We start from the raw sequence: 13,187 nt of genomic DNA on the forward strand, positions 1-13,187 counted from the left end.
GCCTCCGGCCATGGCGAACGGTCAGTGGTACCCCCCTGAGTGGCCGGAGCTCATCCGCGCGCTGACGGCCGGCACCCTCACCCCGGTGCGGCCGAAGCGGGCGGCGACGGTGATGCTCCTGAAGGACACCGACGGCGGCCCCGCCGTGCACATGCTGCGCAGACGCGCCTCCATGGCCTTCGCCGGAGGCGCGTACGCCTATCCGGGCGGCGGCGTCGACCCGCGGGACGGGGACACCGCCCTGCCCGAGCGGAGCCCGGAGCACGGGGGAGACCGCGCCGTCCGCTGGGCGGGCCCCACGCGCGCGTGGTGGGCGGACCGGCTCGGGGTCGACGAGACGGGCGCCCAGGCGATCGTCTGCGCCGCCGTCCGGGAGACCTTCGAGGAGGCGGGCGTCCTGCTCGCCGGGCCCACCGCGGACACCGTCGTCGGCGACACCACCGGCGACGACTGGGAGGCGGACCGCGCGGCGCTCGTCGCCCGCGACCTGTCGTTCGCCGACTTCCTGGACCGCCGCGGGCTGGTGCTGCGCTCCGACCTGCTGGGCGCGTGGACCCGCTGGATCACCCCCGAGTTCGAGCCGCGCCGCTACGACACCTGGTTCTTCGTCGCCGCCCTCCCCGAGGGCCAGCGCACCCGCAACGCCTCCTCGGAGGCCGACCGCGCGGTGTGGATCCGGCCCGCGGACGCGGCGGCGGCCTACGACAAGGGCGAGCTGCTGATGATGCCGCCCACCATCGCCACCCTGCGCCAGCTGACGCCGTACGGCACGGCCGCCGAGGTGCTGGCCGCCGCACCGGCCCGGGACCTCGCTCCCGTCCTCGCCGAGGCCCGTCTGGAGGGCGGCGAGATCGTGCTGTCCTGGCCGGGGCACGACGAGTTCACCAAGCACATCCCGACCGGGGGAGGACCGGCATGACCGACCCGAGCATGCTTCCCGGCCGGCCGCGCGGAGGGGCCCTCTCCGGTCCGGCCACCGCGCGGGCGGTCAACGTCCTCGCGCCCAACCCGTCCGCGATGACCCTGGACGGCACCAACACCTGGATCCTGTCGGAGCCCGGCTCCGGCCTCGCCGTCGTGGTCGACCCCGGGCCGCTGGACGAGGGGCACCTCCAGCGCGTCGTCGACACCGCCGAGCAGGCCGGCAAGCGCGTCGCGCTGACCCTGCTGACCCACGGCCACCCCGACCACGCCGAGGGCGCCGCCCGCTTCGCCGAACTGACCGGCACGCGCGTGCGTGCCCTCGATCCGGCGCTGCGGCTCGGCGACGAGGGGCTGAGCGCCGGGGACGTGATCAGCGTCGGCGGCCTGGAACTGCGGGTCGTGCCGACGCCCGGCCACACCTCGGATTCGCTGAGCTTCCACCTCCCGGCCGACCGGGCGGTCCTGACGGGCGACACCGTCCTCGGCCGCGGTACGACGCTCGTGGCCCACCCCGACGGCCGTCTCGGCGACTATCTGGACTCCCTGCGCCGCCTGCGGTCCCTCACGGTCGACGACGGCGTCCACACCGTCCTGCCGGGCCACGGCCCGGTCCTCGACGACGCCCAGGGCGCCGTCGAGTTCTACCTCGCCCACCGCGCCCACCGCCTCGCCCAGGTGGAGACGGCCGTCGAGGACGGCTACCGCACGGCCGCGGAGGTCGTGGCCCACGTCTACGCCGACGTGGACCGCTCCCTGTGGCCGGCGGCGGAGCTGTCGGTGCGGGCGCAGCTGGAGTACCTGGAGGAGCACGGGCTCATCTAGGGGTGTCTCGCCCCCTGGGGCACCTCAGCCGGGCTCCGCGCGGTTGTGTGCGCGTACGGCGACGGGGTCCCGCTTCGTTCCCGAGGCGGGACCCCGTCGCCGTAGAGGTACGTGACCGGCGTCAGCGCGAGCGCTTCGCCAGGCGCTCGACGTCCAGGAGGATCACCGCGCGGGCCTCCAGGCGGAGCCAGCCGCGCTGGGCGAAGTCCGCGAGCGCCTTGTTGACCGTCTCGCGGGAGGCGCCGACGAGCTGGGCCAGCTCCTCCTGGGTGAGGTCGTGGACGACGTGGATGCCCTCCTCTGACTGCACGCCGAAGCGGCGGGAGAGGTCCAGCAGGGCGCGTGCCACACGGCCCGGGACGTCCGAGAAGACCAGGTCGGACATGGCGTCGTTGGTCTTGCGCAGCCGGCGGGCGACGGCGCGCAGCAGGGCGGCGGCCACCTCCGGGCGGGCGTTCAGCCAGGGCTGGAGGTCGCCGTGGCCGAGGCCGAGCAGCTTCACCTCGGTGAGCGCGGTGGCGGTCGCGGTGCGCGGGCCCGGGTCGAACAGCGACAGCTCGCCGATCAGCTCGCCGGGGCCGACCACCGCGAGCATGTTCTCGCGGCCGTCGGGCGAGGTGCGGTGGAGCTTGACCTTGCCCTCGGTGACGACGTAGAGCCGGTCGCCCGGGTCGCCCTCGTGGAACAGGGAGTCACCCCGCGCGAGGGTCACCTCACTCATGGAGGCACGCAGCTCCGCGGCCTGCTCGTCGTCGAGCGCCGCGAAGAGCGGATTGCGCCGCAGAACGTCGTCCACGAGTTCTCTCCTTGTCGACCTGCTCAGGGGATCTTGTTCCCCCTTGTACCAGGGGACCGTGGTGCCCATTTTGCCGGACGGTCCAAACAGTGTGATCTGTCACAAGGATGCCGCACTGGTGTCCCGGGGTAAGCGTCAGGGGTCCAATTGGGCGCCGATCTTCCGGGGCCCGGGCGGATGTCAGTGCCGGGCCTTAGGCTGGCCGGGTGTCCAAATCGCCGGTGAGAGCACAGGCCGAGGGGGCTGCGCGGGTGGTGGTACGTGGCGATTCCGCTGTGGGCGAACAGGCCTCCGGCGGTGAAGGAAAAACGGCAAAGACGGCAAAGCCGACAAAGAAGGCGGATGTGAAGAAGTCGGCCCCGGCGAAGAAGACGGCTTCCGCCGGTAAGGCGACCGCCGCCGGGAACGAGGGTGCGGCCGGGAACGAGGGCGCGGCGAAGAAGGCGGCTCCGGCGAAGAAGGCGGCCACCACGAAGAAGGTTTCGGCGAAGAAGGCGGCCACCACCAAGAAGGCTGCGGCGAAGAAGGCGGCTACCGCCCGGAAGGCCCCCGCCGACAAAGCCCCCGCGGCCGGCGGTCCCGTGCGCAGAGCCGCGGTGAAGAAGGCCGGCATCGCACCCAAGAAGGCCACCGCGGCCGTGCGCAAGGCGCCGCCCGCGAAGACGATCACCCCGCACCCGCCGAGCGGCGAGTCCCGTACCGCCCTGGTGCGCCGCGCCCGCCGGATCAACCGGGAACTCGCCGAGGTCTTCCCGTACGCCCACCCGGAGCTGGACTTCGAGAACCCCTTCCAGCTGCTGGTCGCCACGGTGCTCTCCGCCCAGACCACCGACCTGCGCGTCAACCAGACCACTCCCGCGCTGTTCGCCAAGTACCCCACCCCAGAGGACCTGGCCGCGGCCGACCCGCAGGAGGTCGAGGAGATCCTGCGGCCCTGCGGGTTCTTCCGGGCCAAGACCAGGTCGGTGATAGGGCTGTCCAAGGCGCTGACGGAGGAGTTCGGCGGCGAGGTCCCCGGCCGCCTGGAGGACTTGGTCAAGCTGCCCGGCGTCGGCCGCAAGACCGCCTTCGTCGTCCTCGGCAACGCCTTCGGCCACCCGGGCATCACCGTCGACACGCACTTCCAGCGGCTCGTCCGGCGCTGGCGGTGGACCGACGAGACCGACCCCGACAAGATCGAGGCCGCCGTCGCCGCGCTGTTCCCGAAGAGCGACTGGACGGACCTCTCGCACCACGTCATCTGGCACGGCCGCCGCATCTGCCACGCCCGCAAGCCCGCCTGCGGCGCCTGCCCCATCGCCCCGCTCTGCCCGGCGTACGGCGAGGGCGAGACGGACCCGGAGAAGGCGAGGAAGCTGCTGAAGTACGAGAAGGGCGGCTTCCCCGGACAGCGCCTCAACCCCCCGCAGGCCTACCTGGACGCGGGCGGCAAACCGGCCCCGCCGCTGGGGGCGGCCGGGTGAGGGGAGACGCGGCGGAACGATCCCGGGCACCCCGGGCGTTGGACACGGCAGGACGACGGGGGTGGGGATGAGCCGGGCGAGTGAGACGCGGAGCGGAGCCGTGGTGGTCAGCAGGAAAGGGCTGCCGGGCTGGCTGGACCCGGTGGTCCGCGCGGTCGACACCGTGGAGCCGCTGCAGCTGAGCCGCTTCCTGCCGCCGGAGGACGGGGCGGGCCGCCAGTCCGCCGTCCTGGTGCTGTTCGGCGAGGGCGACCGGGGCCCGGAGCTGCTGCTGATGGAGCGCGCCGGCACCCTGCGCTCGCACGCGGGCCAGCCGTCCTTCCCGGGCGGCGCCCTCGACCCGCAGGACGGCGACCCGCACGGCGACGGACCCCTGCGGGCGGCGCTGCGCGAGGCCCAGGAGGAGACCGGCCTCGACCCGGCCGGGGTCCAGGTCTTCGGTGTGCTCCCGAAGCTGTACATCCCGGTGAGCGGCTTCGTCGTGACCCCCGTGCTGGGCTGGTGGCGCGAGCCCAGCGCCGTCGGCGTCGTGGACCCGGCGGAGACCGCGCGGGTGTTCACCGTCCCCGTGGCGGATCTCACGGATCCCGGCAACCGCGCGACCGCCGTCCACCCCAGCGGACACCGGGGCCCGGCATTCCTGGTCGAATCGGCCCTCGTGTGGGGTTTCACCGCCGGAATCATCGACCGGCTGCTGCACTACGCCGGCTGGGAGCGCCCCTGGGACCGCGAGCGGCAGGTCCCGCTCGACTGGCGCGCATGACAGGGTGGCCCAGGCGCCGTGGTGTTCCGGGGGACGACCCCCGGACCCCCGGCCGCAGTGGTGGGACCGGAGAATGACGAGGCGAGGCCTGAATCGGTGAACGTGCTGGACATCCTGTTGCTGGTCGCTGCCGTGTGGTTCGCGATCGTCGGCTATCGCCAGGGTTTCGTCGTCGGCATCCTGTCGGTGATCGGCTTCCTGGGCGGCGGTCTCGTCGCCGTCTACGCGCTGCCCGTGATCTGGGACGCGCTCACCGACAACGCGGAGGTGAGCACGACCGCCGCCGTCGTCGCGGTGGTCGTCGTCATCGTCTGCGCCTCCGTGGGCCAGGCCCTGACCACCCACCTCGGCAACAAGCTGCGCCGGTACATCACCTGGTCCCCGGCCCGGGCCCTGGACGCCACCGGCGGCGCCCTGGTCAACGTCGCGGCGATGCTGCTGGTCGCCTGGCTGATCGGCTCGGCCCTCGCGGGCACCACGCTGCCGACGCTCGGCAAGGAGGTCCGTAACTCCAAGGTGCTCCTCGGCGTCTCCCGCGCGCTGCCCGCGCAGGCCGACACCTGGTTCGCCGACTTCTCCTCGGTGCTCGCGCAGAACGGCTTCCCGCAGGTCTTCAGCCCGTTCGCCAACGAGCCCATCACCGACGTACGGCCGCCCGACCCGGCGCTCGCCGGCAGCCCGGTCGCCGCCCGCGCCCAGCGCTCCATCGTCAAGGTCGTGGGCACCGCACAGAGCTGCGGCAAGGTCCTGGAGGGCACCGGCTTCGTCTTCGCCGAGCGCCGTGTGATGACCAACGCGCACGTCGTCGGCGGCGTCGACGAACCCACCGTGCAGATAGGCGGCGAGGGCAAGCGGTACGACGCCACGGTCGTGCTGTACGACTGGGAGCGCGACATCGCCGTGCTCGACGTGCCCGACCTCGACGCGCCCGTCCTGAAGTTCACCGACGACGACGCGTCCAGCGGCGACAACGCGATCGTCGCCGGCTTCCCGGAGAACGGGGCGTACGACGTGCGCGCGGCGCGGGTGCGCGGCCGGATCACCGCCAACGGCCCGGACATCTACCACCGGGGCACGGTCCGCCGTGATGTGTACTCGCTGTACGCCACCGTCCGCCAGGGCAACTCCGGCGGCCCGCTGCTCACCCCGCGGGGCGAGGTCTACGGCGTGGTGTTCGCGAAGTCGCTGGACGACGCCGAGACGGGATACGCGCTGACCGTGGACGAGATCCGGGAGGACATCACCGCGGGGCGCACGGCCAATCAGCAGGTGGGTACGGACAGCTGCGCGCTGTGAGGCGCGCGCCGGGTCACCCGCGGGGGTGACGCAGCCGCACCGAGACCCAGCGGGCCCGGCGCCGCAGGATGCGCGGGATGCCCACCCGCGGGTCGGTCGCCGCGAGTTGCGGCGTGCCCCGCTGGTGGGAGCTCAGGGCGCTGCCCGAGCGGCGGTTGCGTGCTGCTGCGTCACTGTAGTCGTGCGTCCAGCCCATACCCCGACGTGTGCCCCCGCCCGAAGGTCGATAACCGCCCCGGAGGCGGCCAATTGGCCTATGCGCGGGGCATGTGGCCGATCCCCGTACAGACGTTCCCGTCCGGACACCCACCGCGTCGGCACCCTCACGCACGGGCGTCGCCGGACGGCGTCACCGGTCCGGCTCGGGGTCCTTCAGCCAGCTGATCAGCTCGTGGGAGAACGCCACCGGGTCCTCCTCGTGCGGGAAGTGGCCGAGCCCGTCGAACAGCCGCCAGCGGTACGGGGCTTCGACGTACTCGCCGGAGCCGGCCGCGCTGCGGGTGCGCATCACCGGGTCGAGGGACCCGTGCAGATGGAGCGTCGGCACTCGCACGGGCCGCTTCATCCGCCGGTTGAACTGGAAGCCGTCGGGCCGGGCCAGGGAGCGGACCATCCAGCGGTACGGCTCGATGGAGCAGTGCGCGGTGGACGGGATGCACATCGCGCGCCGGTAGACGCGCACCGCCTCGTCGTCGGGCAGCCGCGGCCCGGACCAGTCCCGGATGAGCCGCCCGACCAGGGCCGCGTCGTCCGCGACGAGCTGCCGTTCGGGGATCCAGGGGCGCTGGAAACCCCAGATGTAGGAGCCGGCGGCGGTCTGCTTGGGGTCGGAGAGCATCGCCGAGCGCCAGCGCCGCGGGTGCGGCATCGAGGTCACCGCGAGACGCCGTACGAGCTTGGGCCGCATCACGGCGGCCGTCCACGCCAGATAGCCGCCCAGGTCGTGCCCGACCAGCGCGGCGTCCGGCTCGCCGAGCGAGCGGACCACGCCGGTGATGTCGAGGGCGAGGTTGGCCGGGTCGTAGCCGCGCGGGGTGCGGTCGCTGCCGCCGACGCCGCGCAGGTCCATGGCGACGGCCCGGAACCCCGCCTCGGCGAGCGCCACCAGCTGGTGCCGCCAGGTCCACCAGAACTGCGGGAAGCCGTGCACCAGCATCACCAGCGGCCCGTCACCCAGCTCGGCGATGTGGAAGCGCGCGCCGTTGGCGGCCACGTCCCGGTGGATCACCTCGTGGCCGCCGGGCAGGTCGAGCCGTACGACCGAGGCCGGCTGGGCCGAAGGAGTGTCGGGTTCCGTCATGACGACGAGCGTGCCACAGGCTCGATGGCCTCGGGCGCGCGGTCCGCGGGCAGCTCCGGCCGCGGGTGGGGCTTGGCCTTCTGGAGCACGCCCGCGGTCTCCTTCACGGACGCGGCGACCTTCTGCGGGCCGCGCCCCTTCTTCGCCTTCTTCGCGAAGACGACGCCGATCAGGGCGAGGAGACCGGCGATCAGCACGTTGGCCGCGAACGAGAGCAGGAAGCAGACGGCGAGGTTCCAGCCGCTCCAGGTGCGAATGGCGTACGCCAGCGCGAAGTTGAGCATCGGCAGCGAGAACAGCAGGAGCAAACCGGCCGCCATGAAGGCACCGCCGCTGGTCGCGCCCCGCTTGACGTCCCGTCGCAGCTGCGCCTTGGCCAGGGCGATCTCGTCGTGCACCAGCGCGGACAATTCGGTCGTCGCCGTGGCGAACAGCTGGCCGATGCTGCGTTCGGCGCCGACCGGGCTGCCGTCGGGTGCGCTCATCGCGGGTCTCCCTCTTCTGCCTGACGGGACGGTCCCGTCCTGTGTACCGTCTCGTCAGATCATGCCGGACCGTCGTTCTCCTCGCCTGCCCCGCCCGCTACTTCGGCAACCGCGTGGCGCGCGGCGGCCTTCTCGCGGGCGATCCTGCGGTGGTCGGCGGCTCTGCGCTCCAGGATGGCGGCCATCCGCAGGTGGTACTCCGGGTCGTCCTGCTCGTAGATGTCCGGGATGCCGTCGCGGTCGTCGTCGCGCTCCTCGGCCTCCCACATCCGGCGGTACTTGGTGTTCCGGATCTTCAGCAGCACCGTCGCCAGCGTCGCCGCGAGCAGCGAGCCGGTCAGTACGGCGGCCTTGACCTCGCCCGTGAGCGCCGGGTCCTGCTCGAAGGCCAGCTCGCCGATGAGCAGGGACACGGTGAAGCCGATGCCGGCCAGGGTGGCCACCGCGAACACGTCCGGCCAGGCCAGGTCGTCGCTGAGCGAGGCCCGGGTGAACCGTGCCGTCAGCCAGGTCCCGCCGAAGATGCCGAGGGTCTTGCCGACCACCAGGCCCAGCACCACGCCCAGCGTCTCGGGCTGGGTGAAGACGTCGGCCAGCGCCCCGCCGGACACCGGCACACCGGCGCTGAACAGGGCGAACAGCGGCACGGCGAGGCCCGCCGAGAGCGGCCGTACGAGGTGTTCGATGTGCTCGCCGGGGGAGTGCCGCTCACCCTCGCGGGTGGTGCAGCGCAGCATCAGGCCCATCGCGACGCCGGCGATGGTGGCGTGGACGCCGCTGTTGTACATCAGCGCCCAGATCACCAGCGCCAGCGGCACGTACGCGTACCACCCGCGCACGCCCTTGCGCAGCAGCAGCCAGAAGACGGTGAGGCCGGCGACGGCGCCGCCGAGGGCGGCGAAGTCCAGGGTGTCGGTGAAGAACACCGCGATGATCAGGATGGCGAACAGGTCGTCGACGACGGCGAGGGTCAGCAGGAAGGCGCGCAGGGCGCTCGGCAGCGAGGTGCCGATCACCGCGAGCACGGCGAGCGCGAAGGCGATGTCGGTGGCCGTGGGGACCGCCCAGCCGGCCAGGGAGCCGCCGCCCGCGGTGTTGGTCAGGACGTAGACCAGCGCCGGCGCGGCCATGCCGCACAGCGCGGCGACGACCGGGAGGGCGGCGGCCTTGGGGTCGCGCAGGTCACCGGCGACGAGCTCCCGTTTCAGCTCGATGCCGGCGACGAAGAAGAAGACCGCGAGGAGTCCGTCGGCCGCCCAGTGGGCGACGGAAAGGTCCAGGCCGAGGGACTTCGGACCTATGTGGAAGTGGCTGACCGTCTCGTAGCTCTCCCGCAGCGCGGGGACGTTCGCCCAGACCAGGGCGGCTGCCGCGGCCACCAGCAGCAGGACGCCGCCGACCGTCTCGGTGCGCAGCGCGTTCGCGACGAAGGTCCGCTCGGGGAGGGAGAGCCGGCCGAGGACCTTGCGGGGGGTGCGGGGCGCGGACACGGGGACCTCCGGTGGGTGGGCAGCATGGAACGCTTGCCGACCAGACTTCCCGGCGCACCTGTTCACGCGTGGCGTGTTGTTTAGCTTATCTAATGAGAGTGGCGGTGGTCACCTGGCTCCAGCCTAGACGCGGCAAGGGTGCCCGGCACGCTCGGCGCCGGGCACCCCTCAGGACCCCACTGGTGCTGCCGCGGTGAGTCCTCGCGGGGTCGCGCGGTCAGTCCTCGCTGGGCGCCGCCGGGAGCTTCGCCTGGATGAGCTGCATGACACTGCTGTCGGTCAGGGTCGTCACGTCACCCAGGGCGCGGTTCTCGGCGACGTCGCGCAGCAGGCGGCGCATGATCTTGCCGGAGCGGGTCTTCGGCAGCTCGGCCACCGGCAGGATCCGCTTGGGCTTGGCGATCGGGCCGAGCGTGGCGCCGACGTGGCCCCGCAGCTCGGCGATCAGGTCCTCGGTCTCCGCCGCCGTACCGCGCAGGATCACGAACGCGACGATCGCCTGGCCGGTGGTCTCGTCCGCCGCGCCGACCACGGCCGCCTCGGCGACCGACGGGTGCGAGACGAGCGCGGACTCGACCTCGGTGGTGGAGATGTTGTGGCCGGAGACGAGCATGACGTCGTCGACGCGGCCGAGCAGCCAGATGTCGCCGTCGTCGTCCTTCTTCGCGCCGTCGCCCGCGAAGTACTTGCCCTCGAAGCGGGACCAGTAGGTGTCGAGGAACCGCTGGTCGTCGCCCCAGATGGTGCGCAGCATCGACGGCCACGGCTCGGTGAGCACCAGGTAGCCACCGCCGCCGTCGGGCACCTCGTTCGCCTCGTCGTCGACGACGGTCGCGGAGATCCCGGGCAGCGGGCGCTGCGCGGAGCCCGGCTTGGTCTCGGTGACGCCGGGCAGCGGCGAGATCATCATCGCGCCGGTCTCGGTCTGCCACCAGGTGTCCACGATCGGGGTCCGGTCCGCGCCGATGTGCTTGCGGTACCAGATCCACGCCTCGGGGTTGATCGGCTCGCCGACCGAGCCGAGGACGCGGAGGCTGGACAGGTCGAACTTCGCGGGGATGTCGTCGCCCCACTTCATGAACGTACGGATCGCCGTGGGCGCCGTGTAGAGGATCGTGACCTTGTACTTCTGCACGATCTCCCAGAAGCGGCCCTGGTGCGGGGTGTCCGGCGTGCCCTCGTACATGACCTGGGTGGCGCCGTTGGCGAGCGGGCCGTAGACGATGTACGAGTGCCCGGTGACCCAGCCGACGTCGGCGGTGCACCAGTAGACGTCCGTCTCCGGCTTGAGGTCGAACACCGCGTGGTGGGTGTACGCCACCTGCGTGAGGTAGCCGCCGGAGGTGTGCAGGATGCCCTTCGGCTTACCCGTCGTACCCGAGGTGTAGAGGATGAACAGCGGGTGCTCGGCGTCGAAGGCCTCGGGGGTGTGCTCGGCGCTCTGGCGGCCGACGAGGTCGTGCCACCACACGTCCCGGCCCTCGGTGAAGGCGATCTCCTGGCCGGTACGGCGGACCACGAGCACGTGCTCGACGTTGTCCACCTTGCCGAGCGCCTCGTCCACGGCGGGCTTCAGCGCGGACGGCTTGCCGCGCCGGTAGCCGCCGTCGGCCGTGATGACGACCTTGGCGTCGGCGTCCTGGATGCGGGTCGCGAGCGCGTCGGAGGAGAAGCCGCCGAAGACCACCGAGTGCGCGGCGCCGATGCGGGCGCAGGCCAGCATGGCGATGGCCGTCTCCGGGATCATCGGCATGTAGACGGCGACCCGGTCGCCCTTGCGGACACCCAGCTCCAGCAGGGCGTTCGCGGCGCGGGACACCTCGTCCTTCAGCTCGGCGTAGGTGAGGGAACGGCTGTCGCCGGGCTCGCCCTCGAAGTGGATGGCGACCCGGTCGCCGTGGCCGGCCTCGACATGGCGGTCGACGCAGTTGTACGCGACGTTCAGCTCGCCGTCCTTGAACCACTTGGCGAACGGCGGGTTCGACCAGTCCAGCGTCTCGGTCGGTTCCTTGGCCCAGGTCAGCCGTCGGGCCTGCTCGGCCCAGAAGCCGAGCCTGTCAGCCTTGGCCTGTTCATACGCCTCCGCGGTGACGTTGGCGTTGGCTGCCAGGTCGGCGGGGGGTGCGAACCTGCGCTCTTCCTTGAGCAGGTTGGCCAGGCTTTCGTTGCTCACGACATCTCCCTTTCCCAGGGTGTCCGTTGTGTCCCAGGCCACAGCTCATCAGACCCGGGGGGCCGATGACAAGGGTCGTCGGGAAATTGGTTTAGACCTGTGGGGTGGTTCTGGTGGGGTGATCGAGTGGGGGATCAGCGGGGTGTTCGGTGGGGTGTTCGGGTGGGGTGATCGGTGGGGTCTGTTCCTGTGGGGGTCATCGGTACCCACGGACGCGGCGGGGGCGAAGTTCAGCGGCTGTAACGCCTTTCACACGTGCGGCCAAGTACGGGTGAGGCACTGACCGTGCGCGACCCGACGAGAGGGGAAACAGACTGTGGACGGCATACGGGGCGGGCCCGCGGCGGCGGTCCGCGATCCCTAGCTCTTCGAGGAGTTCTACCGCCGCCACGTGGACGCCGTGACCTCCTTCGTGGCCCGGCGTGTCCGTGACGCCCACTCGGTCGCCGACCTGACGGCCGAGGTGTTCCTCGCGGTCCTCGACTCCGCCCACACCTACCGGCCCGGCCTCGGCAGCGAACGGGCCTGGCTCTACGGCATCGCCCGCAACGTCGTCTCGTCCGAGCACCGGCGCCTGATCCGCGAGACCCGGCGCGACCAGCGGATCTCCGGGCGGCGGCTGCTGGAGCCCGACGACATCACCCGCCTGGAGGACAAGCTCGACGCCGAGTCCGCCGGCCGCCGCGCCCTCGCCGCGCTGGAGCGGCTGCCGGAGGGCGAGCGGGCCCTGCTGGAGCTGATCGCGGTCGACCAGCTCACCGTCGCCGAGGCCGCGGCCGCGCTCGGCATCCACCAGGTGACGGCACGCGTCCGGCTGCACCGGGCGCGCAAGACCCTGCGGGCGGTGCGCGGGGTGGCGGCGGGCGAGCCCGCCGACGCGCCACGCGGCACGTCCCTGACCCACACCACGTCGTACGCCACCGGAGCGAACGGGGGAGAGGCATGACCACCGGCCACACCATGGGCACGAACTTCGAGGACCGGCTGCTCGCGGAGCTGAGCCGCGAGATCGAGCGGCGCGCGAGCGAGACGCGCGAGACGCGCGAGACACAGGAACCTGCGGTTGCCGTTCCGGCACCGGGGTCGGCATCGGTCCGGGCACCCCGCCGTCGTCGTACGGCCCTCACCGCGCCGCGGCTCGGCCTCGTCGCGCTGGCCTGCGCGGCCGTCGCGGGTGCCTGGGTGCTGATGCCGGGATCCCCGGCGGAGACCCCGGCCTACGCGGTCGAGGCGCACCCGGACGGCACCGTGACCGTCACCTTGAACGACATCGGTCTCGGCGGCACCCTCCAGCGGGAACTCGCCGAACGGCTGACGGAGCACGGCATCCACGTGGCCGTGGACGACGTGCCGGACGGTTACGAGTGCGCCCGCCCCCGGGGGAAGACGATCCGGGGCCACTTCGACCGCGGTGGTGGCGAGGGCCCCGTCTGGGAGATCACGCTGCGCCGAGGGGACTCCCTGGCCTTCGAGAGGACCGGGCAGCGCCGGCCGGACGGGAGCGTCCAGCGGGTCGTCGGCTTCTACGGCGTGCACGGTCGGATCGCCCCGTGCGATCCCGTCCCCGTCGCCCCGGAGCCCCGCCCGGCGCAGCCGGACCCGTCCGGCCTCCGCTGAGCGGGACTCGGGCGGGCCGGGGCCGGGGCGGGGGCGCCGGCGCGGATCCGTCGGGCCC

12 protein-coding genes and 1 pseudogene are annotated in these 13,187 nt (G+C 72.6%); 7 read left to right on the forward strand and 6 right to left on the reverse strand.

The window, feature by feature from the left end; all coding sequences use genetic code 11:
• Window positions 1-10: 10 nt before the first annotated feature.
• Both AB0K92_RS04050 and AB0K92_RS04055 read left to right on the forward strand, forming a co-directional pair.
• Complete coding sequence (locus AB0K92_RS04050; protein WP_365919152.1) at window positions 11-919, forward strand: NUDIX hydrolase; 909 nt, start codon at window positions 11-13, stop codon at window positions 917-919.
• Entirely contained in the window at window positions 916-1,746 is an 831-nt protein-coding gene (locus tag AB0K92_RS04055; protein ID WP_365919154.1) for an MBL fold metallo-hydrolase, read from the forward strand. The genes AB0K92_RS04050 and AB0K92_RS04055 overlap by 4 nt, the downstream gene beginning before the upstream one ends.
• A gap of 121 nt (window positions 1,747-1,867) precedes the next feature.
• Here AB0K92_RS04055 and AB0K92_RS04060 read toward each other — a convergent pair whose 3' ends face one another.
• The gene (locus tag AB0K92_RS04060; protein WP_029382547.1) at window positions 1,868-2,542 is read right to left on the reverse strand and encodes a Crp/Fnr family transcriptional regulator; all 675 of its coding nucleotides are present in this window, start codon (window positions 2,540-2,542) and stop codon (window positions 1,868-1,870) included.
• A 344-nt stretch (window positions 2,543-2,886) separates the two neighbouring features.
• Here AB0K92_RS04060 and nth point away from each other — a divergent pair, with 344 nt between their 5' ends.
• From nth to AB0K92_RS04075, 3 genes are all read left to right on the forward strand, one after another.
• A complete protein-coding gene (gene nth / locus AB0K92_RS04065) occupies window positions 2,887-4,005 on the forward strand; it encodes an endonuclease III (protein ID WP_365919156.1) in 1,119 nt (372 codons plus the stop codon).
• Between the two features lie 67 nt (window positions 4,006-4,072).
• The gene (locus AB0K92_RS04070; RefSeq protein WP_365919158.1) at window positions 4,073-4,768 is read left to right on the forward strand and encodes a CoA pyrophosphatase; all 696 of its coding nucleotides are present in this window, start codon (window positions 4,073-4,075) and stop codon (window positions 4,766-4,768) included.
• Window positions 4,769-4,864: 96 nt separating this feature from the next.
• Window positions 4,865-6,064, forward strand: a complete 1,200-nt coding sequence (locus tag AB0K92_RS04075) for a MarP family serine protease (protein WP_365919160.1) — start codon at window positions 4,865-4,867, stop codon at window positions 6,062-6,064.
• 13 nt (window positions 6,065-6,077) lie between these two features.
• Here AB0K92_RS04075 and AB0K92_RS04080 read toward each other — a convergent pair whose 3' ends face one another.
• From AB0K92_RS04080 to acs, 5 genes are all read right to left on the reverse strand, one after another.
• Window positions 6,078-6,260, reverse strand: a complete 183-nt coding sequence (locus AB0K92_RS04080) for a hypothetical protein (RefSeq protein ID WP_365919162.1) — start codon at window positions 6,258-6,260, stop codon at window positions 6,078-6,080.
• 153 nt (window positions 6,261-6,413) lie between these two features.
• Window positions 6,414-7,364, reverse strand: coding sequence for an alpha/beta hydrolase (locus AB0K92_RS04085; protein WP_365919164.1), 951 nt, complete (start codon window positions 7,362-7,364; stop codon window positions 6,414-6,416).
• Window positions 7,361-7,849: a phage holin family protein gene (locus AB0K92_RS04090; RefSeq protein ID WP_365919166.1), complete on the reverse strand. Its 489-nt coding sequence runs from the start codon at window positions 7,847-7,849 to the stop codon at window positions 7,361-7,363. Before AB0K92_RS04090 ends, AB0K92_RS04085 begins: the two co-directional genes overlap by 4 nt.
• A gap of 59 nt (window positions 7,850-7,908) precedes the next feature.
• Window positions 7,909-9,339, reverse strand: coding sequence for a Na+/H+ antiporter NhaA (nhaA, locus tag AB0K92_RS04095; protein ID WP_365919168.1), 1,431 nt, complete (start codon window positions 9,337-9,339; stop codon window positions 7,909-7,911).
• Between the two features lie 217 nt (window positions 9,340-9,556).
• Window positions 9,557-11,512, reverse strand: a complete 1,956-nt coding sequence (acs, locus tag AB0K92_RS04100; protein ID WP_365919170.1) for an acetate--CoA ligase — start codon at window positions 11,510-11,512, stop codon at window positions 9,557-9,559.
• Between the two features lie 316 nt (window positions 11,513-11,828).
• Between acs and AB0K92_RS04105 the strand changes: the two are divergent.
• Both AB0K92_RS04105 and AB0K92_RS04110 read left to right on the forward strand, forming a co-directional pair.
• Window positions 11,829-12,458 (forward strand): annotated as a pseudogene (locus tag AB0K92_RS04105) (sigma-70 family RNA polymerase sigma factor).
• Entirely contained in the window at window positions 12,455-13,129 is a 675-nt protein-coding gene (locus AB0K92_RS04110; RefSeq protein ID WP_365919172.1) for a hypothetical protein, read from the forward strand. Before AB0K92_RS04105 ends, AB0K92_RS04110 begins: the two are co-directional and overlap by 4 nt.
• Window positions 13,130-13,187: the final 58 nt, after the last annotated feature.

This window comes from Streptomyces sp. NPDC052687, assembly GCF_040678395.1.
GTDB lineage: Bacteria > Actinomycetota > Actinomycetes > Streptomycetales > Streptomycetaceae > Streptomyces.